Origin of the sequence: Paraburkholderia sp. MM5384-R2 (assembly GCF_014201025.1) — a bacterium.
Taxonomy (GTDB): domain Bacteria; phylum Pseudomonadota; class Gammaproteobacteria; order Burkholderiales; family Burkholderiaceae; genus Paraburkholderia; species Paraburkholderia tuberum.
The window spans coordinates 93,506-116,136 of sequence record NZ_JACHDI010000012.1; the positions used below are offsets into that span (position 1 = coordinate 93,506).

The 22,631-nt window shown below is 64.8% G+C and carries 17 protein-coding genes; 5 read left to right on the top strand and 12 right to left on the bottom strand.

Going from position 1 to position 22,631, the window contains the following annotated elements:
- Positions 1–131: 131 nt before the first annotated feature.
- The 6 genes from HDG37_RS19905 to HDG37_RS19930 form a co-directional block, all read right to left on the bottom strand.
- Entirely contained in the window at positions 132–1,733 is a 1,602-nt protein-coding gene (locus tag HDG37_RS19905) for a peptide chain release factor 3 (protein WP_184050613.1), read from the bottom strand.
- A gap of 752 nt (positions 1,734–2,485) precedes the next feature.
- Positions 2,486–2,788, bottom strand: a complete 303-nt coding sequence (locus HDG37_RS19910) for an H-NS family nucleoid-associated regulatory protein (RefSeq protein ID WP_184050615.1) — start codon at positions 2,786–2,788, stop codon at positions 2,486–2,488.
- A gap of 125 nt (positions 2,789–2,913) precedes the next feature.
- Positions 2,914–4,113, bottom strand: a complete 1,200-nt coding sequence (locus tag HDG37_RS19915; RefSeq protein ID WP_184050617.1) for a serine hydrolase — start codon at positions 4,111–4,113, stop codon at positions 2,914–2,916.
- Between the two features lie 144 nt (positions 4,114–4,257).
- Entirely contained in the window at positions 4,258–4,461 is a 204-nt protein-coding gene (locus tag HDG37_RS19920; RefSeq protein ID WP_090808221.1) for a hypothetical protein, read from the bottom strand.
- A 537-nt stretch (positions 4,462–4,998) separates the two neighbouring features.
- Positions 4,999–5,262: a hypothetical protein gene (locus HDG37_RS19925; RefSeq protein WP_184050619.1), complete on the bottom strand. Its 264-nt coding sequence runs from the start codon at positions 5,260–5,262 to the stop codon at positions 4,999–5,001.
- A gap of 99 nt (positions 5,263–5,361) precedes the next feature.
- Complete coding sequence (locus tag HDG37_RS19930; RefSeq protein WP_184050621.1) at positions 5,362–6,828, bottom strand: sigma-54-dependent Fis family transcriptional regulator; 1,467 nt, start codon at positions 6,826–6,828, stop codon at positions 5,362–5,364.
- Between the two features lie 327 nt (positions 6,829–7,155).
- Between HDG37_RS19930 and HDG37_RS19935 the strand changes: the two genes are divergently transcribed.
- The 4 genes from HDG37_RS19935 (at position 7,156) to HDG37_RS19950 (ending at position 12,507) form a co-directional block, all read left to right on the top strand.
- The gene (locus HDG37_RS19935) at positions 7,156–8,556 is read left to right on the top strand and encodes a GntP family permease (RefSeq protein WP_184050623.1); all 1,401 of its coding nucleotides are present in this window, start codon (positions 7,156–7,158) and stop codon (positions 8,554–8,556) included.
- Positions 8,557–9,013: 457 nt separating this feature from the next.
- Positions 9,014–9,265 carry a hypothetical protein gene (locus HDG37_RS19940; protein ID WP_008921056.1) on the top strand — a complete coding sequence of 84 codons (252 nt, stop codon included), beginning with the start codon at positions 9,014–9,016 and terminating at the stop codon, positions 9,263–9,265.
- A gap of 398 nt (positions 9,266–9,663) precedes the next feature.
- The gene (locus tag HDG37_RS19945; RefSeq protein WP_184050625.1) at positions 9,664–10,656 is read left to right on the top strand and encodes a DedA family protein/thiosulfate sulfurtransferase GlpE; all 993 of its coding nucleotides are present in this window, start codon (positions 9,664–9,666) and stop codon (positions 10,654–10,656) included.
- Between the two features lie 120 nt (positions 10,657–10,776).
- Positions 10,777–12,507 carry a cyclic nucleotide-binding domain-containing thioredoxin-disulfide reductase gene (locus HDG37_RS19950; RefSeq protein ID WP_184050626.1) on the top strand — a complete coding sequence of 577 codons (1,731 nt, stop codon included), beginning with the start codon at positions 10,777–10,779 and terminating at the stop codon, positions 12,505–12,507.
- Between the two features lie 110 nt (positions 12,508–12,617).
- Here the strand turns inward: HDG37_RS19950 and HDG37_RS19955 are convergent, their stop codons facing one another.
- The 3 genes from HDG37_RS19955 to HDG37_RS19965 all read right to left on the bottom strand — a co-directional run bounded on the left by HDG37_RS19955 (position 12,618) and on the right by HDG37_RS19965 (position 16,318).
- Positions 12,618–12,875: a hypothetical protein gene (locus HDG37_RS19955; RefSeq protein ID WP_018424067.1), complete on the bottom strand. Its 258-nt coding sequence runs from the start codon at positions 12,873–12,875 to the stop codon at positions 12,618–12,620.
- Positions 12,876–12,969: 94 nt separating this feature from the next.
- On the bottom strand, positions 12,970–15,153 hold the full coding sequence (locus tag HDG37_RS19960; RefSeq protein ID WP_184050628.1) for a hypothetical protein: 2,184 nt from the start codon (positions 15,151–15,153) through the stop codon (positions 12,970–12,972).
- A gap of 262 nt (positions 15,154–15,415) precedes the next feature.
- A complete protein-coding gene (locus tag HDG37_RS19965; protein ID WP_184050630.1) occupies positions 15,416–16,318 on the bottom strand; it encodes a DMT family transporter in 903 nt (300 codons plus the stop codon).
- Positions 16,319–16,553: 235 nt separating this feature from the next.
- Between HDG37_RS19965 and HDG37_RS19970 the strand changes: the two genes are divergently transcribed.
- Positions 16,554–17,429 carry a helix-turn-helix domain-containing protein gene (locus HDG37_RS19970; RefSeq protein WP_184050632.1) on the top strand — a complete coding sequence of 292 codons (876 nt, stop codon included), beginning with the start codon at positions 16,554–16,556 and terminating at the stop codon, positions 17,427–17,429.
- A gap of 38 nt (positions 17,430–17,467) precedes the next feature.
- On the opposite strand, the gene HDG37_RS19975 is transcribed toward HDG37_RS19970, so the two are convergent.
- Genes HDG37_RS19975 through HDG37_RS19985 form a run of 3 tightly spaced genes read right to left on the bottom strand, consistent with a single transcriptional unit; the run spans position 17,468 to position 22,587 of the window.
- The gene (locus tag HDG37_RS19975) at positions 17,468–20,500 is read right to left on the bottom strand and encodes an FAD-binding and (Fe-S)-binding domain-containing protein (RefSeq protein ID WP_184050634.1); all 3,033 of its coding nucleotides are present in this window, start codon (positions 20,498–20,500) and stop codon (positions 17,468–17,470) included.
- A gap of 47 nt (positions 20,501–20,547) precedes the next feature.
- The gene (locus tag HDG37_RS19980; protein WP_184050636.1) at positions 20,548–21,297 is read right to left on the bottom strand and encodes a 2-keto-4-pentenoate hydratase; all 750 of its coding nucleotides are present in this window, start codon (positions 21,295–21,297) and stop codon (positions 20,548–20,550) included.
- Positions 21,298–21,300: 3 nt separating this feature from the next.
- A complete protein-coding gene (locus HDG37_RS19985; RefSeq protein WP_184050638.1) occupies positions 21,301–22,587 on the bottom strand; it encodes an MFS transporter in 1,287 nt (428 codons plus the stop codon).
- Positions 22,588–22,631: the final 44 nt, after the last annotated feature.

Here is a 22,631-nt window from a genome sequence, read left to right on the forward strand (position 1 = left end):
GCGGCGAGGCGGGTGGTTCCGTCAGCATAGGCGAAGTCGCGCGCGGGCGCGGGACGTTGTTGCGGCGGAAAAGTAAAAAGCCGCGTCGAACGACGCGGCTTTTTTGCTTCGAAACCAGCGGACTCGCGGTTTTACATCGCCTTTCTGAACGGCGCCCCCGAGTGCTCGCGCAACTCGTTGAACACGATCTTCGGCCACGCCTTCTGTGCGACTTCGATCTCCGATACGTGCGAGGCCAGATAGGTCGGCGCATCGGACGCATCGAGCGCGATTCGCGCCGAGTACGAGTCGGTGAAGCGGCGCAGCTCGGCCGCGTCGTCGCAGGTCACCCAGCGCGACAGCCGGTAACGCGCCGGCGCCATGCGCACGGCGACCTTGTATTCCGTCGACAGACGGTGCGACACCACTTCGAACTGCAGTTGCCCGACCGCGCCGAGAATCATCAGACCGCCGGCTTCGGGACGGAACACCTGGATCGCGCCTTCCTCGCCGAGCTGCTTCAGCGCTTCGCCGAGCTGCTTCGCGCGCATCGGATCGACCACTTCGACGGTCTGGAAAATTTCCGGCGCGAAGAACGGCAGGCCGACGAACTGCAGCTGCTCGCCTTCGGTCAGCGTATCGCCGAGACTCAGCGTGCCGTGGTTCGGAATACCGATGATGTCGCCCGGATACGCCTCGCTCACCGTCTCGCGACGCTGCGACAGGAACGTGACCACGTTGTTTGCGCGGAACGTCTTGTTCGAGCGCGTGACCTTCACCGCCATGCCGCGCTCGAAACGTCCCGAGCACACGCGGATGAACGCGACGCGGTCGCGGTGCGCGAGGTCCATGTTCGCCTGCACCTTGAACACGACGCCGGTGAACTTCAACTCTTCCGGCTGCACCGGACGCTGCACGGTCATGCGCATCGACGGCGGCGGCGCGAGGTCGACCAGCGCGTCGAGAATCTCCTTCACGCCGAAGTTGTTGATCGCCGAACCGAACAGCACCGGCGACTGCTGGCCGGCGAGGAACTGCTCACGGTCGAACTCGGGCGTCGCGCCGGTGATCAGATCGATTTCTTCCTTCGCACGCACCCACGCGTGGCCGAAACGGCGCTCGCCTTCCTCGTTGCTCAGTGCCTGCAGCGTTTCGACCGCGCCGCCGGCCGTGTCCTGCCCGGCGCGGAACACCCGCACCTGATCGCGCTGGACGTCGTAGACGCCCTGGAAATCCTTGCCCATGCCGATCGGCCATGTGAAAGGCACCGCCGCCACGCCGAGGTGCTGCTCGATCTCATCGAGCAGTTCGAGCGGCTCGCGCACTTCGCGGTCGAGCTTGTTGATGAACGTGACGATCGGCGTCTTGCGGCTGCGGCAGACTTCCAGCAGCTTCAGCGTCTGCGCTTCGACGCCGTTCGCGCCGTCGATCACCATCACGGCGGCGTCGACCGCGGTCAGCACACGATACGTGTCCTCGGAGAAATCCTCGTGGCCCGGCGTGTCGAGCAGGTTGATCACGCAATCGCCGTACTCGAACTGCATCACCGAACTCGCGACCGAAATGCCGCGTTGCTTTTCGATTTCCATCCAGTCGGACGTTGCGTAGCGGTTGCTCTTGCGGCCCTTCACGGTACCGGCGATCTGGATCGCGCCCGAGAACAGCAGCAGTTTTTCGGTGAGCGTGGTTTTACCCGCGTCCGGGTGGGAAATGACCGCGAACGTGCGGCGGCGTTTGAGTTCGGAGACTGACATCGGGTCTGGCGGTCACGGAAAGGGGTTCAGGCGGTTCCCGGCGGCCGTGGGCGGCCGGTAGCCGCGCGTGGCGCGGCGGCGTCGAGCTGCGAGAATCGGGCGCGGGCCCGGATCGGCCGGCGCTCGCGCCGCGTCCGAAAACGGGTGGCGAACGGGTCACGACCCAGCGTTCGACAATGCGGGAATCGCTGGCGCAAAAACGGCGCAAGGTGCGAATGATACACGTCTGGCGCGACGGCCGGGGGAAAGGGCCCCGGCGCCGCACGGGGCGACGGCGCGAGCGTCGGCGCGCCGCGCATGCTTGTGGCAAAGGTGAGCGTTTTCGGGACTTGCGGCGGCGAATATCGATTTGCGGTCAAAGGTGAGGATCGCGAAGCGCATGCACGCACCTGCCAAGGCGCGGGCGCCGCCAACGCGATGCGCAGGAAAACGGCGATAAAGCTTCGCACCGCTATGAACAGGTTCCGGCTCGACGCCTGGAAACGCCCGCCAGCAAAGGCTGTCGCGGGTTTTCGTCGAGCGGCGCGGGGCGGTGCGGCACGATGGCGATTCGCACCCGCGGAGGTGCGTCGTGCGACAAAGCCTGGCTCACCGAAGCATCCCGCGAGATTCGAATGCATCGGCAAATATCGCCGTGTGCGTTCAGGCGTCACGCAAAGGTGAGCGTTTTCGGGACCTTTGCAACGGTGCGGAACGGATCAAACCACGCATCACTTCAGAGAACGCGGACGCATCGGCACCCACGACGAAGCTCAACCGTCGATCAGAAACCGCTCGCGATTTTTGCCGACGAGCCAGGCCGGCGAGCGCCCACGGCCGCTCCAGGTTTCGCCGGTCTTCGGATTGCGGTACTTGGCGACGGACGTCGTCGTCGACGACTTGCGGCGCGGCTTCGGCGAGGCGCTCGTCAAGCCGAGTTCTTCGGCGGTCAGATCGTATTCGGCAATCTTCTGCTTGATATCGGCGATAGCTTGCGAGACTTCTTTTTCACGCGCGACTGCGACTTCCTTGTGGAGTTTTTCGAGTTGCGCAGTCAGCTGTTTGTAAGAGGCCATGCCGGTGTTCCCCCCTCGGTTGGACGCACTGCGATGAATCGCGATGAATGGTTGGCGGACACTATCAGACGAATAAATCACAGGATAGTGAATCGCGCGGCCGAGCGCATGCGCGGCGGCCCCGCTCAACCGTCGATCGCATCGTAGACGCGGCGTTCGAAGTCGATGGCCATCGGGAAGGGGTCGATCGAGCGGCGCTGGATCAGCATCAGGCCGATCATGTTTTCGACCGGATCGGCGAACCAGCTCGTGCCGTACGCGCCGGGCCAACCGAACGAGCCGAGCGAGCGGTAGCCGAGCGGCAATTGCTGCGCCGGATCATCGACGATCGACAGGCCGAGGCCGAAGCCTTGCCCCGCCCAGATCACGTGACCGAAGGCAGGCAGGCGGCGCTGGTCGCGGCTCAGGAAATTGCTGCGCATCAGGTCGACCGAGCGATGCGACAGCAGCCGTGTGTCGCCGACGCGGCCGCGCCCGAGCAGCAGTTGCGCGAATCGCAGATAATCCTCGGCGGTCGAGACCAACCCGCCGCCGCCGCTCTGAAAGCGTTGCGGATTGGCCCAGCGGCTCGCCGCCGCATGATCCTCGACCACACGACGCCGCGTGCCGGGATCGATGTTGTACGCGGTGGCGAGGCGCGCAAGCTGTGCGTCGGGCACCCAGAACGCGGTGTCGCGCATGCCGAGCGGCGCGAAAATGCGCGTGCGGAAAAACTCCCCAAGAGTCATGCCGCTCACGCGTTCTATCAGCACGCCGAGCACGTCGGTCGCCACGCCGTAGTGCCAGCGCGAGCCGGGCTGGAACATCAGCGGCAACACGGCGATGCGCGCGAGCCACGCGCTGTTGCCGCCGCTCGCCTCGAAGCCGTTGAACGCGGCTGCGTAGGCTTCGCCAAGCGGACCCGTCGCCGTGAAGTGATACGCGAAACCCGCGCGATGCGTGAGCAGGTCGAGCACCGTAATCGGCGCGCGTAACGGGTCGGTCTGCTCGAGCGGGCCGGTCGGGTCACGCAGCACGCGCGGCGCGGCAAGCTCGGGCAGCCACCGCGAGATGGGCGCATCGAGCGCGAGGCGGTCTTCCTCGATCAGCATCATGATCGCGGCGCTCGTCACCGGCTTCGTCATCGACGCGATGCGAAACAGCGTGTCGCGCTCCATCGGCAATTGCGCGGCTTCGTCGCGTAGGCCTGCCGGTTCGAAGTAGCCGATTTCGCCGCGCCGCCATACGAGCGACACCACCCCCGCCACTTCGCCCCGCTCCACGTAGCCCTGCATCGCGTTGGTCAGCGTCGCGAGCCGGGTCGCGGCAAGTCCTGCTATCTGCATGTACATCCTGTGTCGGTAAAAGAAAACGTGCAGGCGCCCAGGTCGCTTTGGGCGATCAAACCGAAAGATAAAACCTGTCCGGCGAAAGCGCACACGACGGCTTTCCTAATTGCCGATCCCGATTGGCGGACACAATGACGACATTCAGGCTTTCTGCCGTTTTTCCAATGCGCAAAGCGCGGCATCGAGGCGTTTGACGCGGGTTGCCTGCGCCGGCACGAGAACCGCGCCGGAAACGTGCTGAAGGCGGTTACGCCAGTAAGACAAAGGAATACGGTCTTCTGCGGAAATATGGGAAATTATCTGCTCGAGATGCTCGATGTCTTTTTCGAGTTGCTGATGATTCATTGCTTTCCCCGGATTCTATTGAATTAGTGTTGAAGCAAAAAAATCGAAAGCATGAAGCCGTGTTGGCCCGCGCGGCCCAAAGTAATGCCCGCCAGCAGCGGAAAAACCTTCCTGAACTTCTTCTGCGTCGGAAAAAACTGGCAATTTCTGCTCGCCGGGTTAAATCCAACGGTTTAAAAAGAATACTGCCGTCAAATTTCACGTTCCGTTGCCTGCCGCACCGACTGCGTTCGACGCCCCGAAGCTAAAGATAAATCATGGTCCGGGCGCAAAGGATAATCGGTGCGCGGTGACTCAACGTTGTAAAAATGCCGCATGCGGCTTACTTATCCCAATTCGCATGCAAAACGCTTATCGGACACCCATTAGGCGCATGAATTTATGACGGCCATGTGGTAACCGGAATGGCACGAGCGTGGTCAGCGAGCGTATCGGGAATTGGCAGGGAATAACTGCGAACAGGCGAAAAAAACCGAAGGCCGCCAACGGATCGGCCAGCCGCGCGCGCCGGCATTGCACCGGCACGGCGTCAGGAGCTTACTTCGCGGTCGCGCGGCAGGCGTAGATCAGGCTCAACGTACCGCCCTCGCTCGACTGGCGCACGATGTCGAACGCGCCATTGCAACTGGCGGCCGCCTGTTGCGAGCACGAGTCGGAACCGACCGGGCATTGCACGAGCGTGGTCGCACGGCCATCCGGCAGGAACAGCGGCGCGCTGCTGCTGCAACCTCCAAGCGCGACGATCGCGGCTAGGGCCAGGATGCCGCGCGAGCGGCGCGCGAAGAAGGAATGGCATTTCATGGAGACCCCGGTCACGTCTTGTTTTTCGATCTCGCGATTGTGCCACGCTGCTCTCGTGCTGCGTCAGTTGGCGTGGCGCGGCTGGCCGGGCGCGGCGAGTCAAACGTCGATGCCGTGCGCGGCGATCTTCTTGTACAGCGTCGCGCGGCCCATGCCGATCTGTTTCGCAGTGTCAATGACGCGGCCGCCGTTCGCGCGCAACGCGTCGCAGAGAAAGCGCTTTTCGAACGCGGCCATCGCGTCGCTCCACGAGGCGGGTTCGGCGCTGGCGGCCACGTCCGCGCTGGCGGCCGCGACGGACGGGGTCCGCGCCGGTGCCGCCGCACCGCCCTGCCCCGAGCCGATGAACCGCGCGAGCACACGCGCATCGATGCGCTCGCTGTCGGACAGCATCACGGCGCGCTCCAATGTATTGCGCAGTTCGCGCACGTTGCCGGGCCAGTCGTACGCGCACAGCAGGCGCAACGCGTCGTCGTGCAATTCGAAGTGGCTGCCGCCGCCTGCCTGCGCGGCCAGCTCCTCGAGCATCGCGTAGGCAAGCGCCTCGATGTCGGACGGACGCTCGCGCAGCGCCGGCGCATGGATCGTCAGCACGTTGAGCCGGTAGAACAGGTCCGCGCGAAAACGCCCGGCCGCGACGAGCGCCGGCAAATCGGCCGATGTCGCCGCGATGATCCGCACATCCGCGCGCACGATCCGATTCGAGCCGAGCGGCTCGAATTCCTTGTCCTGCAGCACGCGCAGCAGCTTGCCCTGCAACGGCAGCGGCATGTCGCCGATCTCGTCGAGAAACAGCGTGCCGCCGTTGGCGAGCTCGAACTTGCCGACCCGCCCCCTGCGATCCGCGCCGGTGTACGCGCCGGGTGCGGCGCCGAAGAACTCGACTTCGAGCAGCGTGTCGGGAATCGCCGCGACGTTGACGCTGACGAGCGGCTTGTGCGCGCGCGCCGAGCCGCCGTGAATCGCATGCGCGAGCAGCTCCTTGCCGGTGCCGGTTTCACCCAGCAGCAGCACCGGCGCTTCGAGTTGCGCCGCGCGCCGCGCCTGGCGCTTCACTTCGAGCGACGCCGCGCTCGTGCCGACGAAGCTGCCGAACGTATAGCGCGCGCGGCGCGCCTGCGCAAGCGACTGACGCGTCGCAATCAGCTCCTGCTGCAACCGCGAGTACTGCGAAAAGAGGGGCGACAGCGCTTTCAGCTCGTCGAACAGCGCGAAGCCGACCGCGCCGATCGTCACCCCGGCATCGTCCTTGAGCGGCAGGCGCGTGACGACGAGCGGCTCGCGATCGGTCTCCATGATGTCGAGCAGGATCGGCTTGCCGGTGTTGACGACCTCGCGCATCAGACTGTTTGGAATCACCGCTTCGCAATCCCGGCCGATCGCCTGCTGCGGGTCAGCAAAGCCGAAGCGCGCCGCATACCGCTTGTTGATCCAGACGACGCGCGCCTGCCCATCGACGATGAAGGTGCCTTCGCTGAAGTTTTCGAACGTGCGAAACAGCGAATCCATCGCCCGACGAAGCACGTCGTCATAGGTGGCGGGCAGGCCCGTCCAGTCGGTCAACATACTGTCGCTGTCTCCGCTTATCGTTTTGATTGCATCAATCTCAATCGGTGGATGAATTTATCTCCAAATTGAGACACACGATAGGCCTTATGCATCATGACTTACCCTGGTTTCAGGTGTTCTTCACCGGATGGAAGTCCCGTTTCGGAGACGCTTGGGTACAATCCGCCCACGATGCCTCGGCCCGCCGCTGCGCGGCCGCGCCATGCGCAACGGCGGGCCAGCAGCAAAACGGCAGGCATGGCATGGAACCTGCGTTCCGAGCGCGCCGCGCCGTCGCTCGATCGGGACGGCAAACATGTAGAACAACCGGGCTATGGAGACTCAATGACCTTTCTCATCGTTATCGCCGCGCTGGCGTTTCTGATGTTCGCTGCGTATCGCGGCTACAGCGTGATCCTGTTCGCGCCGATCGCGGCGCTCGCCGCCGTCCTGCTCACCGAGCCCGCCGCCGTCGCGCCGGTCTTCACGAGCATCTTCATGGACAAGATGGTCGGCTTCGTGAAGCTGTACTTCCCGGTGTTTCTGCTCGGCGCCGTATTCGGCAAGGTGATCGAGCTGTCGGGCTTCTCGGAGTCCATCGTCGCGGCCGCGATTCGCTATATCGGCCGCTCGCGCGCTAACGCGGTGATCGTCGCGGTGTGCGCGCTGCTCACCTACGGCGGCGTGTCGCTGTTCGTCGTCGTGTTCGCGGTCTATCCGTTCGCGGCCGAGCTGTATCGCCAGAGCAACATTCCGAAGCGGCTGATGCCCGGCGCGATCGCGCTCGGCGCGTTCTCGTTCACGATGGACTCGCTGCCCGGCACGCCGCAGATCCAGAACATCATCCCGACGACGTTCTTCAAGACCACCTCGTGGGCCGCGCCGACGCTCGGCGTGCTCGGCTCGCTGTTCATCATCGTGGTCGGTCTGTCGTATCTGGAATGGCGCCGCCGCGCCGCGATGGCGACCGGCGAGGGTTACGGCACCGACCTCGTCAACGAGCCGGAGCGCGTCGAGTCGAAGCAGCTGCCGCATCCGCTGCTGGCGGTCGCGCCGCTCGTCGTGGTCGGCGTCTCGAACTTCCTGCTGACGCGCTGGATTCCGACCTGGTACGGCCCGTCCTTCACGGTCACCCCGGACATCCTGCCGGGGCTGCATGCACCGGTCGAAACGAGCGTCAAGGCTCTCGTGGGGATTTGGGCCGTGCTGGGCGCGCTGCTGCTCGGCATCGTGATGGTCGTCGTGACGGCGTTCAGTCGCGTCAGCGAGCGCTTCGCGGTGGGCACCAAGGCGGCAGTGGCAGGCGCGCTGCTGGCGTCGCTCAACACCGCGTCGGAATATGGCTTCGGCGGTGTGATCGCGGCGCTGCCGGGCTTTCTCGTCGTCAGCAACGCGCTGAAAAGCATTCCGAATCCGCTCGTCAACGCCGCGGTGTCGGTCAGCACGCTGGCGGGCATCACGGGTTCGGCATCGGGCGGCATGAGCATTGCGCTCGCCGCGATGTCGGATACGTTCATCAAGGGTGCGGAAGCCGCGCATATTCCGCTCGAAGTACTGCATCGCGTGGTCGCGATGGCGAGCGGCGGCATGGATACGCTACCGCACAACGGCGCGGTGATTACGCTGCTCGCCGTGACGGGTCTCACGCACCGGCAGTCGTATCGCGACATCTTCGCGGTCACCGTGATCAAGACGCTCGCGGTGTTCTTCGTGATCGCGGTGTATTACGCGACCGGCCTCGTGTGAACGCCGAACCGGAAAACAGTACTTTGATCTGATAGATCCGCATTACTCCCACCTCGACAGCCGGGCAACGAAGCACGAGGATGGAGTTGTCAGCGCCCAATGTTGCAAGGGCAGGCTGACCCGAGTAACAACGGCGTTTAACGGCCCGTCCCTATCCGGACGGGCTATTTTTTTGCGCGCGCCGAACGCTTCCTAGCCCGCCCCCGCGTCACCCGCATGACAAAATCCGAGCGCACGTCGCGCCACCGTGGGGCATGAAAAATGCATTCGTCGCGACGAGGAGTCGCGTTAAACTGGTTGCTCGCTCCGCAACCGCGAATCCGCTAGCGGCAGCGTCACACTCGACTAAAACCCCGGCGAGACAGAGGCAGACGCGACACGGCACGACGACGCGGCAGACGGCACGCCGTCCGCCCCGTACAATGGTTCCATCACCAACGCAACAAGGACAACTTCGATGCGCATCACCGGGTCCTCCGGGTCAATGGCCCTGCTCACCGAATACGACGACGCAACGGCGCGCGAACTTCGCTCGCTGCGCCTCGAATCGACCGAAGACGGCAAAGGCATCCTGCTGATCGAGGTCGATGAGCGCAAGCCGGGCATACATCGCGAAGTGCGCTACGAAATCACGCCCGCGGAGCTGATCGCCGCGATCCGCGCGCATGGCGCCGAGTTGCCGGGCGAGCAGCACAATCATCGTCAGTGAAGGGGGGCGCGCGGCGGGTGTGACCGTCGCGTGACTCGGCGGCCTCTCGCGCCGGTTGCGTCGCGCTTCGACGCGTCAGCGCGGGGTTATTCGCATTGGGCGCGCGTCGCCGTGCTTCCGTTCGTTCCGTCCACGCCGCCAATCCCCGCTTTCCTACGGCTTTTTGCAAGCGCCTTCGCGTCTCGTCGAGCGCGCTTACCCGGCCTCAACAACGTGTCACAAGCGGTTGCCACGCTTGTGTATCGAGGCATGCGGCCATCTAGGGCGACCTGATCGCAGCCAGAAGACGGGCCAATTTCCGGGCCGGTTGCACGTCTCGAAAATACGTCCATAATCCTTGAATTCCCCTTTGCATTCCTTACCGCGCTGCGCCCGCAAGGGCCGCGGATGTTAAACCGATGCTACATGACCTCGTCGCGCAATATGGACCGGCGCTCGTCTTCCTCAATGTGCTGGCCGCCGCGCTCGGGCTGCCGGTGCCGGCCATGCCGTCGCTCGTGCTGTTCGGCGCGATGGCCGCGATGCACCCCGGCTCGGTCGGCACGCAACTGCTGCCGGTCCTCGTGCTGTCGATCTTCGCGACGCTGATCGGCGACAGCGCGTGGTACGTCGCGGGCCGCATCTACGGCGGCAATACGCTGAAGACGATCTGCCGGCTGTCGCTCTCGCGTGACACCTGCGTGAAAAAGACCGAGCGCTTCTTCGGCCGCTGGGGCGTGCGCGTGCTCGCGGTCGCGAAGTTCGTGCCGGGGCTGTCGATCGTGTCGATCCCGATGGCCGGCGCGATGGGCACGCGCTACCGCACCTTCCTCACCTATGACGGCGTCGGCGCCGCGCTGTGGTCCGGCACCGGGCTGATCATCGGCGCGCTGTTCGCGCGGCAGATCGACATGCTGTTCGCGATTGCCGGGCGGCTCGGGCGCACGGCGGCGCTCGTCGTCGTCGCGTTGCTGGTGCTGTACGCGGTGTACCGGTGGATCCGGCGCCGTCAGTTGATCGCGAAGCTCGCGTCCGCGCGCATCGAGGTCGACGAACTCGCGAAGCTGTTCGCGGATGACCGGGTGCCGGTCGTGTTCGACATCCGTTCGGAGGAGAAGCGCAAGCTCGATCCGTTCGTGATCCCCGGCGCGCAATTCGCCGATGAACGGCAACTCGACGACATCGTCGCCACCTATGCGCACGACCAGAAGCTCGTGATCTACTGCTCCTGCCCGAACGAGATTTCCGCGGCATGGATGGCCAAGCAGCTCAACGAAGCCGGCTTTTCCGACGTGCTGCCGCTGCGCGGCGGCATGGAAGCCTGGCGCGATTCGGGCAAGCCGGTCGACTCGCTGCCCGCGATGCCGCCGCCGGAAGTCGCGGTCGACGACATCGCGCCCAAAGCCGTTTAGCCGTAATCAGCGGCGGCATCGTCCGCCTGACGCGCGCGGCACGGCTCGTCCCGGCGTGCGAGCGCGCATCGCGTTGCCTCGCGTTCAATCGTGCAATGAATATATCGAAGGAGCGGTTCAATGCTTTCGACTCAGGACGTTTCGACTCAAGAGGTGGAAGGACAGCAGGGGGTCGTCGCCGACGCGCCGTTTTCGTCGCTATCGACGCGCATGCACCAGATGTTTCCGGAGCTCAGTTGCGCCGAGATCGACCGGCTCCGCCGCTTCGGCGAGGTCGGTCACTGGAAGTCCGGCGAGCTGCTGTTCGAGACCGGTCACACCGGCCCCGGCATGTTCGTGCTGCTCGAAGGGCGCGTGAAGGTCTATCAGCGTGACGGCATCGGCCGCGAGCACGTGATCAGCGAGCGCGGCGCCGGGCATTTCCTGGCCGAGGTCGGGCAGTTGTCGGGCAAGCCCTCGCTGGTGAACGGCCTCGCGATCGGCCGCGTCGAAGCGCTGCTGATTTCGCCCGAGCGCCTACGCGCGCTGATCGTCGCCGAAGCGGAACTCGGCGAGCGCATCATGCGCGCGCTGATTCTGCGGCGCGTGTCGCTGATCGAAAAGGGCGCGGGCGGGCCAATCCTGATCGGCAATAGCAGCGACGCAAGGCTCGTGACGCTGCAAGGCTTCCTGTCGCGCAACGGCCATCCGCATTCCGTGATCGACGAACGCGACGAAGACGCGCTGCGTCTGATCGAGCAGTTCGCCGCGCAGCGCGAGGACCTGCCGCTCGTGATCTGCCCGGACGGCTCGGTGCTGCGTCATCCGAGCATGCCGGAGCTTGCCACTCGCTTGGGTATGCTGCCCGATCTCGACGACACGTACGTGTACGACGTCGCGATCGTCGGCGCGGGGCCGGCGGGACTTGCCGCCGCGGTGTACGCTGCCTCCGAAGGACTTTCGGTGATCGTGCTCGACAGCCGCGCGCCGGGCGGCCAGGCGGGCGCGAGCTCGCGCATCGAAAACTACCTCGGCTTTCCGACCGGCATCTCGGGCCAGGCGCTCGCCGGCCGCGCGTTCGTGCAGGCGCAGAAGTTCGGCGCGCACGTGGCGATCCCAGTCAACGTGAAAGCGCTGCATTGCCGGCAGTCGCCGTATCGGCTCGAGCTGAAATGCGGCGGCCACATCAGCGCGCAGGCGATCGTGATCGCGAGCGGCGCCGTGTACCGGCGCCCGGCGCTCGACGGGCTCGAGCGCTTCGACGGACGCGGCGTCTACTACTGGGCGTCGCCGGTCGAGGCGAAGCTGTGCAAGCGCCAGGAGGTCGTGCTGGTTGGCGGCGGCAATTCGGCCGGCCAGGCGATCGTCTATCTGGCAACGCACGCGGCCAAGGTTCACGTACTGATCCGCCGCAGCGGTTTCGAGGCGACCATGTCGCGCTATCTGATCGACCGCATCCGCTCGCTGCCGAACGTGTTCGTGCATCCGAATTCGGAAGTCGGCCGGCTCGAAGGCGATGAGGACGGGCTCGTGTCGGTCGCGCTGAAGCGGCCGCTGCCCGGCGGCGTCGATCACTTCGACACCCGGCATCTGTTTCTGTTCACCGGCGCGGACCCGAACACCGAATGGCTGCGTACCTGCGGCGTGCAGCTCGACGCGAAAGGCTTCGTGCTGACCGGCATCAGCGCGGATGGCTCGGCCACCGCGTGCGATCTCGGGACCACGGTCGAAGGAGTCTATGCGATCGGCGATGCGCGTGCCGGTTCGACGAAACGCGTGGCCGCGGCGGTCGGCGAAGGCGCGGCCGTGGTCGCGCAGATTCACCAGTTGCTGGCGCAGACGAGCGGTGAAGAGGTGGCGCTCGGGGCGTGAGCCTCAGAGAGCATGAAAAAAAAAGCGCACGGTGAGTTACACAGTGCGCTTTTGTATAGCAGACGGCACGATGGCTGCGCCGGAGCGGACCCGCGCGTTCAGCGGTCCACTCAGCGGTCCAACTTCGCGCGCAACTCGCGCGCGGCCTCCAGCAGTCCCTCGTAACCCGAACGTGCGTGCTCCGGCAGATCGGGATCGCCGACCAGCGCACCGAGCGTTTCGATCAGACTGTACACAATGCCTTTCGCGGCGCCCGATGCAATGCCGCCTGACGACACCTGCTGATCGACGTGACTGAGCGCCGCGTCGAGCTGCTCGATCTCGGGACGATCGTCGGAGGGCGGCTTGGGAGAAACGTCTTGCGTCATGATCGAACATCGCTCCATTGAGTGCATCGGTAAAGTTGTTATATACCGATCGTGCGCCGCCGTCTATTCGTGTTCGGCGCGACAGCGATCCACGTCAAGGCGTCCAGCGATACATCAGCAGCTTCGCGCGCGCGTCGTCTTCGACCAGCACCACGTACTCGCCGTTATCGCGCTGCACCGCGCTGATGCCGAGATACACGTCGACCCAGCCGCTCGTGCCGCCGACGCTCGCGCCCGGCGTCATGTAACCGACCGCCGTGCCGTTGCGCGCGTCATAGACGTCGATGCGATCGGTGTACAACTCGGCAACGAAGATATAGTTGCCCGCCACCGCGACGCCGACCGTGGTGGTCTGCGGATCGCTTTGCGTGTTCCACGGCAGCGAGACCGTGTATGTGAGCGTCGGGTTGCCGCTGCTCCAGTTGTCGTAGCGGGCCAGCACCGGACCCGCTTCCTTCCAGTGCGTCGGGTCCCACGGAATCGCACTCGTGAAACCGGACAGATACATCGTGTCGGTCGCCGCGACGTAGACGAGCCGCGCGAGCCGCGTGAATGGCGCGGGCATCGCGAACATCTTCGCACTCGCGTACGTGTAGATCGGATTGCCGGCGGAGTCGAGACCTTGCAGCGGCATCTCGCGCACGCCGCTCAATGGCGTGGCAAGCCACACGTTGCCGGGTTCGTCGACCCACCAGAAGCCGTCGCCGACCGTGCTGCCGGTCGACGGATTGCCGCTGATCTCGCTCGCGTCGACGGCGCCATTGCCATTGCTGTCGCGCCACAGCCATTCGCCGTACGTCGGTTGCGCGGCGGGCCATGCGCCGGGCAGCGGATTCTGCGCGAGCATCCCCGACGGTATCGCGATCTCGCCATGCGCGGCATCGAAGCGATAGACGTTCAGATAGTGCGCGCCCGGATCGAGCGTATAGAGAAAGCGCTGGCCATCGAATCTGCGCACCATCGGTTCGCCACGCACGCCGCGCGGCTCGTGAAAGGCGGGATCGTCGGGGTAATCGAAGCGATCGAGCGTGAACGCCGCATATGACCATTCGTGGCCGACCGGCTGCCTGTAATCGAGCGTGAAGCGCTTCGAGCCCGTGTAGATGGAAGCGGGCGTGGCCGGGTCGAACGCGCCGCTATCGACGAAGCTCAGACCGTAGAGCCGCCAGTTGAGCACGCGCGTGCCGTACACGTAGCTCTCCAGCACTGCGCCCTGCCCTACGGATGCCGAGCCGAGCGCGCGCGGTCCCTCGCCGTTTTGCGCGACGTACAGATTGCCGGCCGCGTCGACGCCGATGCCGGTGATGCCGTTGAAACGCGTATCGCCGGGCACGCCGCGCACCGGGTGGAAAATGCCGTTGCGCGTGCCGATCGACGTGCCCGCCTGCATCTGGCCGCCCGCGCCCTTGTTGAACACGAGGATCTGCTGCGAAACGCCGTTGTCGGCGACCAGCAGTTGGCCGGATGGCGTCACTGTGAGGTCGCTCGGCACGGTGCCGGCGGGCAGCGTCAATGGACCGGCGAGCGCGGTGCCGTCGGCGCGGTAGTGCAGGATGCTCAGATTGGCTGTGCCGAAGCCGCTGATGATCCACAGCGTCGAGTCGGTGTCGATCGCGATGCGGGCCGGCGACGCGACGCTCCACGAACGCAGCGGCTGCATGGACTGCGCGTCGTACACGGCGATCCGGTTGCCGTACGTGTCGGCCACGTAGAGCTCGCTGTCGGTTGCGGCGAGGCCGCGAATGCTCGCGTCGGTGCCGGTCTTCACCGTATCGACCGCGACGAAACTGTTCTTCGTCGCGTTCGCGCTATTGCCGATGCCGCCGGAAAACGGCGCGCCGGTCGCGAGGTTCGCAAGCGTGCGTCGCGTGATGCCGTACCAGGTCTGATTGGCCGGCGGATAGTCGGCGCCGACCAGCGCATTGTTCTCATTGCCGATCGACATCGCCGCATAGAGGTACGTCTGGTTGACGGCCACCGCGTCGCCGCCGGCCGCTCCCCAGCCATGCGTCGAACCGGCCACCGCGAGCTTGTCGCCCGCGCGATAGGCGGCGATTTCACTGCCGCTTTCGTCCCACGGCGCATTCGTATAAACGGTGCCATTGGCGCCGACGCTAATGGCCTGAATATCCTGCTGCATCCATTTGCCGTCGCAAAATCCGAAACTATTACCGATCCAGGAGGTCGTGTAATTCAATTTGGATTGCGCGGAAACATTCGGCGAGATCAGGCTGTGGATTAACACCACGGCCAAGCCAAGGCGGGAGAAAGGCTTCACGGCAGTCGGTCCTTGCGAGGCGCGAGACGCGCACATCATATTTGGCGTTTTATCATCTCATATAAAAATAGTAAATTTATTGATTAAAAAATTATTATTGAATGCCGATTCATCCAATTCATTCCATTTGCATCGAATCATGTTTCCGACACGATCTTTCCTTCATGAAACCGGTAAAAACCGGTTCCCGTAAAGACTCACCGATCAGAGATTCAGTTGCTTTTTCTGCTCCTGTAAATCCTCACCTTGAGCGAGACGTTCATCATGTCCGCGCCGCCCGGCGACGCTCGAAAATCCGCCGCGTCAGATCGAACGCCACCAGATTGCCGGCCACCACGAGCATCAGACCGACCACCGCGAGCGCTGACCACCGATAGCCCTCGAACAGCGTCGATGCCACGAGCGCGACGATCGGAAACAGCACCGTGCAATAGGCGGCCCGCTCCGGGCCCATACGGCCGACGAGCATCAAGTACGCCGTAAAGCCGATCACCGAGCCGAACACCACGAGATACGCGAGCGCACCGAGATAGCGCGCCGACGGTTCCACCGCGAACGAATAGCCGGCGAACAGACTACCGAGCGTCAGGACGGCAGCACCGATCAGCATCGCCCAGCTGTTGGTCGCGAACGGATGCAGGCCCATCGACTGCATGCGGCTCGACAGCAGGTTGCCGGCCGAGAAGCACAGCGTGCCGAGAAACGCGACGCCGAGCCCGAGCCATGCGGTGTGATCGCCGAGATGCCCGGCCATCTGCTGCACGAACAGACAGACGATGCCGACGAGCCCGAGCAACGCACCCGCAATCGCGCTCGGCTGCAGAGGCCGGCCCATGAACAGCCGCCCGTTGATCGAGTTCAGCAGCGGCGCGGTCGAGAACACTACCGCGACGAGCCCGCTCGGCACGAGCTGTTCGGCGTAGTAGAAGCACAGGAAATTCAGGCAGAACAGCGCGAGACCCTGCGCGGCGAGGTAGCGCCAGGCGTCGCGCGGCGGCCAGATCGGGCGGCGCATGATGCGCGCCAGTGCGAACATCAGCAGCGCGGCGATCCAGAAACGCCACGCAATCGATACCGGTGGCGGCACCGCGCCGAGTTGCCATTTGATCGCGATCCACGTGGTGCCCCAGATCAGCACGGTGATGGCGTAAAGGAGGAGATTCATGGTCGGGCCTCAGACTGCAATGACGAACTGCGATAACGCGCAGCATGGAAGAAAGCCCGACTATGGAACCGCGCCGCCGCCCGCAATTGTCCAAAATTGCGCACTTTTTCGCGCCGATGCGCAGGCTGACGGGACGCGCCGTATACTGGCCGCTCAACCACCACCGTACACCGGAAAACCTCCGCGCGCCGCCGTGAACCCCACCCCGTCCGTCCCCGTGATATCCACCGCCGGCATGCCTTTTGGCCTGCAGTCGGTCTGTCACACGCTCGCCAGTGCGAACGCGCATCTGGACCGCTTCGCGTGGCTCGGCGACGGACTCGCGATCGCGCTATGGACTCGCGACACGAAGGAGGACGAGACCGTCTACGAACGGCCCGGCCATCACACGCTGTCGTGCTATCTGGATGGCGGCTATCGCACCGAGCGCCAGAAAATGCCGGGCCACTACGGCGCGCCGTCGCGGCTGTGCGCACTGCCCGGCGATCACGAATCGCGCTGGTGGGTGCGCGGCCACATGCACTTCATGCATCTGTACTTCCTGCCCGAGCACTTCACGCGACGCGCGGTGCAGGAGCTCGACCGCGAACCGCGCGAACTGACGCTCGCCGATCGCACCTATTTCGAGGACCCGCGCATTGCGAGCCTGTGTCAGTCGCTCGTCAACGAGGAGTGGGAAAGTCCCGACGGTCTGCTGCGCACCAACGAGACCGCGCACGAAGGGCTGAGCCTGCTATTGCGCGGCCAAGGCGTACGGCGCGCGAACGTGGCGCTGAAAGGCGGGCTGTCGGCCGCGACGCGGCGCCGCCTGCGCGACTATATCGACATTCATCTTGCGCAGCCGTTGACGCTCGGGGAGTTGTCGGGTGTCGCGGCGCTGTCGGAGTTTCATCTTGCGCGGATGTTTCGCGAGTCGTTCGGGTTGCCGCCCGCCGCCTGGATCGCGCGGCAGCGGCTCGATCGCGCGCGCACGCTGCTGCGCACGACGACGTTGCCGCTCGCGCAGATCGCCGGGCAGTGTGGCTATGCAAACGCGAGTCACTTTAGTCACCGGTTTCGCGAGGCTGTCGGGGTGACGCCGAGTGGGTTCCGGCAGGCTATCGGTGTTTGAGATTCGCGTTTGAGTTTCGCTTTGCGGTTAGCTCCGCGTCATCGCAGCGCCATCGCCAGCACGCGCGCGACGTGGATCGCGTCGACGCCCGCGCCGTCGTGAATCTGATGCCGGCAGCTAGTCCCGTCGGCGACCATCACCGTGGCCGCGTCCAGCTTGCGCACCGCGGGTAGCAGCGACAGCTCGGCCATCGCCTGCGAGCTCGCGTAGTGCTCCGCTTCATAGCCGAAGCTGCCGGCCATGCCGCAGCACGACGATTCGACCGTCGATACCTTCAATTCGGGAATCCACTTCAGCACGGTCTGCACCGGCGTGAATGCGTCGAACGCCTTCTGATGGCAGTGGCCGTGCACGAGTGCCTGCTGCATCGGCAGCGGCTTCAATTCGAGCTGCAATCGTCCGGCCTTTTCTTCGCGCACGAGGAATTCCTCGAATAGAAACGCGTGCTGCGCGAGGCGCTGCGCCTCTTCGCCGAAGCCGTACTGCAGGAATTCATCGCGCAACGACAGCAGACACGATGGCTCCAACCCCACCACCGGCACACCACGTTCGACGAACGGCCTGAACAGCTCGAGCATGCGCCGCGCTTCCTCTTTCGCTTCGTCGACGAGCCCCGCCGCGAGAAACGTGCGGCCGCAACACACCGGACGCTCTCCCGGGCGTGCATTGAAGTGGACCGTGTAGCCCGCCGCTTCGAGCACCTGTTGCGCGGCGCGCGCGTTGTCGGGCTCGAGGTGGTTGTTGAAGGTATCGACGAACAGCAGGACTTCTTTCAGCGCGCACGCCTGCGCAGCGTTGCGTGCAGGCTTCGCGGACACCGCATCGGCCAGAAACGCCTTCTTGAACCGCGGCAAACTCCGCTCGGTCGCGAAGCCGAGCGAGCGCTTGAACCATGCCGACAGCACCGGCACGTTGTCCGCGAGCGCCAGCAGCCTCGGCATGCGGCTCGCCGCGCCCGCATAGCGCGGCATGAACGCGACGAGCCTGTCGCGCAGCCGCACCCCATGCGTCTTGACACGCGCCGCCCGCGCCTCGATCTTGAACTTGGCCATATCGACGCCGGTCGGGCAATCGCGCTTGCAGCCCTTGCACGATACGCACAGGTCGAGCGTTTCCTTCACGTCATCGCTCGCGAGCCCGCTTTCGCCGAGCTGCCCCGAAATCGCGAGCCGCAACGTGTTGGCCCGCCCGCGCGTCAAATGTTGCTCGTCCTTCGTCACGCGATAGCTCGGGCACATCGTGCCCGCGTCGAACTTGCGACAGTGGCCGTTGTTGTTGCACATCTCGACCGCTTTCGCGAGGCCGCCGCTCAGATCGTCGCCGCTGCCGGGCGCGCTTTCTTCTCCCGTCAGCGGGTCACGCTTCACGTTCCACGTCGACCAGTCGAGCGCCGTTTCGATGCGCTGTTCGCGATAGCCCGGCGCAAAGCGGAAATTGCGCGCGTCGTCCATCTTCGGCGGACGCACGATCTTGTCGGGATTGAAGCGGTTGTCCGGATCGAACAACGCCTTGATTTCGCTGAACGCCTGGTTGAGCCGCGGCCCGTATTGCCATGCGACCCATTCGCCACGGCATAGCCCATCGCCATGCTCGCCGGAATACGCGCCCTTGTACTCACGCACGAGCGCGGCCGCTTCCTCGGCGATCGCGCGCATTTTTGTCGCGCCGTCGCGGCGCATGTCGAGAATCGGCCGCACGTGCAGCGTACCGACGCTCGCATGCGCGTACCACGTGCCTTCGGTGCCGTGGCGATGAAACACGTCGGTCAGCCGGCTCGTGTAGTCGGCCAGATGTTCGAGCGGCACCGCGCAATCTTCGATGAAGGACACGGGCTTGCCGTCGCCCTTCATGCTCATCATGATGTTGAGACCAGCCTTGCGCACTTCCCACAGCGCTTTTTGCGCATTTGCGTCCGGCATCTCGACGACCGCATCGGGCAGGCCCAACTCGCCCATCAACTCCGTGAGCTGCTTCAGCGAGGCGAGCTGCGCGTCGCGATCCTCGCCCGCGAACTCGACGAGCAGAATCGCCTGCGGCTCGCCGACCAGCGCCTTCCCGATCACCGGACGAAACGCGGGATTGCTCAACGCGAGATCGATCATCGTGCGATCGACGAGTTCGACAGCGACCGGCTTCAGCTTGACGATGTGCTGCGTGAGCGCCATCGACTGCCGGAAGGTCGGAAAGTTGACCACGCCAAGCGCCTTGTGCGCGGGCAGCGGCGCGAGCTTCAACGTGATCTGCCGGCTGAATGCGAGCGTGCCTTCCGAGCCGACCAGCAGATGCGCGAGGTTCGCGCTGCCGTCATCGGTATAGGTGCGCGGATTCTGGCAGTCGAACAGATCGATGTTGTAGCCCGCGACGCGGCGCAGCACCTTCGGTACGCGCGCGATGATTTCGTCTCGCTCGCGCTGCGCGATCCGCGTGACGCCCGCAACGATCTGCTGCAAGCGCTCACCTTGCGGCGGCTCGCGCAGCGACGCGAAGCGCGCTTCGCTGCCGTCGGCGAGAATCGCGTCGATCGCCTCGACGTTGTGCACCATGTTGCCGTACTCGATCGAGCGCGAGCCGCACGAGTTGTTGCCGGCCATGCCGCCGATCGTGCACTGGGCAGACGTCGATACATCGACCGGGAACCACAGTCCATGCGGCTTCAGCCACGCGTTCAGATGATCGAGCACGACGCCGGGCTCGACCGTCACGGTGCGCGCGTCGGCATCGAACGCGACGATGTTGTTGAGCCACTTGCTCGTATCGACCACCAGCGCTTCGCCGACCGTCTGCCCACACTGGCTCGTGCCCGCGCCGCGCGCGAGCAGCGGTACTTTCTCGCTGCGCGCGATCTCGAGCGCGATGCGCAGATCGTCCTGATCGCGCGGCACCACGACGCCGACCGGCGTGATCTGATAGATCGACGCATCGGTCGCGTAGCGGCCGCGGCTGGCGAGATCGAACAGCACGTCGCCGCGCAGCGCTTTGCGCAGATGCTGCGCGAGCGGACTCGTTGCGCGCGCGGCGGAGGGGACCAGATGGATCGGCTTGACGAGCAAGCCCGCAGTGGGATTCGTCATTTCGTCGGCCTGTGAGGAGCGCGCCTGAACCACGCAGCTCGAATTACCTAGTACAGCGTCAGATGCACCGGCGCGAGCCCTTCGATATGCCCGCTCACGTCGCCCGCCTCGCGCGGAAAGAACATGCCGCTGTACGAACCGGCGGTGATCACCATCTCCGGCGTCACCGCAATGCCGCGCGAACTCGCGTGATTGACGAGCCACGTCAACAGCCGCCGCGGATCGCCGGCCGGATTCGCGGGTGTCGTTTCGACGACATTGCCTCCGTTGAACGCGAAGCGCAGCGACGGCTCGACGAACGGAAAATCCTCGCGATACCGTGTGAATTCACCGACGATCAGCGCGCCGTGATTCTGCAGGTCCGCAAGCTGCGCGAGTTTGTCGATGGCGGGCCACGCGGCATGGCGGCTCGCGACGATCTCGATGGTCGCGCCGATCGAGCCGATGCCCGCGAGCACTTCGTCCTCGCGGTACGGTTTCGTGGACGGCTCGAAACGCCGGCCGAAACGGAACGCGACTTCGAGTTCGAGCCCGAGCGGCGCGAAGCCTTCGCGCGACAGACGCGCGCCGTCGGCGTGCAGATCGGTGTCGGGCAATGGCGCGCCTTGAATCGGTCCGCTCGCCGATTTCGCGCCGATCTTCCAGCCGCCGATTCGCGCGCCGCATGCGCTCAAGATTTCGTGCTGGATTGCGTAGGCCGCGTCGGCATCGGAAGGAAGCAGCTCCGGCGGCAACGTATCGAGCACCGTACGACTGCGACGCGCATCGGCAAGCAGCTGACTCAATGATGAAGTCATGTTTTACACGCCCATCCGGGTGGAAACGTGCGCCTTCTCCGACGCGCCAACTTCGAAGCGGCTCTCGGGCTGCATGCGGAACGCGAGCACGACGCCGATGCCCATCAGCAACATGCTGCCCACGAACGGCAGATCCCAGTTGCCGAAGCGGTCGATCAGAAAGCCGCCCATCACCGGCGAGATGATCGCGGCGAGCGCCGAGCCTGTGTTCATCATGCCGCTCGCGGTGCCGGCGAAGTCCGGCGCGATATCCATCGGGATCGCCCACATCGGGCCGATCGTCATCTCGGCGAAGAAGAAGCCCGACGCGAGACAGGCAATCGACAGCGTCAGGTCATGCGTGAACATCAGAGGAATCAGCGACAGCAGGCAGAACAGCATGCACACCGACACCATCCAGCTGCGCGCGCGTTTGAGGCTGCCGGTGCGCTTGAAGATCGCATCGGTGACGATGCCGCCGAGCGTGTCGCCGATCACGCCGGCGAAGAACACGACCGACGCGAAGATCGCCGACTTCTTCAATTGCAGATGGTGGTTATGCAGGAAGTACAGCGGAATCCAGCTCAGGAACAGCCACAGCGTCCAGCCGTAGCAGAAGTAGACGATCGTGACCGGCGTCATGCGGCGAAACAGCTTGCCCCACGGCAGGCCGGAGACTTTCGGCTTCGGCGTGGGCAGCACCGCGAGTTCCTCGGGCGTGATGCGCGGATGATCTTTCGGATGCTCGGTGAACGTGAGCGCCCACATGACGACCCACACCAGGCTCAGCGCGCCGCAGATATAGAACGATTCGCGCCAGCCCCAGTTGGTCATCACGATCACGATGAGCGCCGGCGCGACCGCGTTGCCGACTCGCGACGCCGCGTGCGTGATGCCCTGCGCGAAGCCGCGTTTTTCTTTCGCGACCCAGCGCGACATCGCCGATGTTGCAGCCGGGAACGTCGCGCCTTCACCGAAACCGAGCACGAGCCGCGCGGCGAGCAACGAAGCGAGTCCGCCCGCGAAGCCCGTGAGCACCGTCGCGAGACCCCAGATGGCGCCGCAGAACAGCAGCGTGCGTCGCGCGCCGAAGCGATCGCTGACCCAGCCGCCGATCACCTGAAACAGCAGATACGGATACGCGAAGGCCGAGAACACGAGCCCGACCTGCGTATGCGTGAGATTGAATTCCTTGCCGAAACCCGCCGCCGCGGTGCTGACGTTCACGCGATCGAGGTACGTGATGAAGTACATGATGCAGAGCATCACTAGAACGATACTGGTCGCACTGGTCAAACGAAACCGCTTCATCGTCTCTCTCCATGGCATCTGTCGACGGCGCGCCTGAAGTGGCG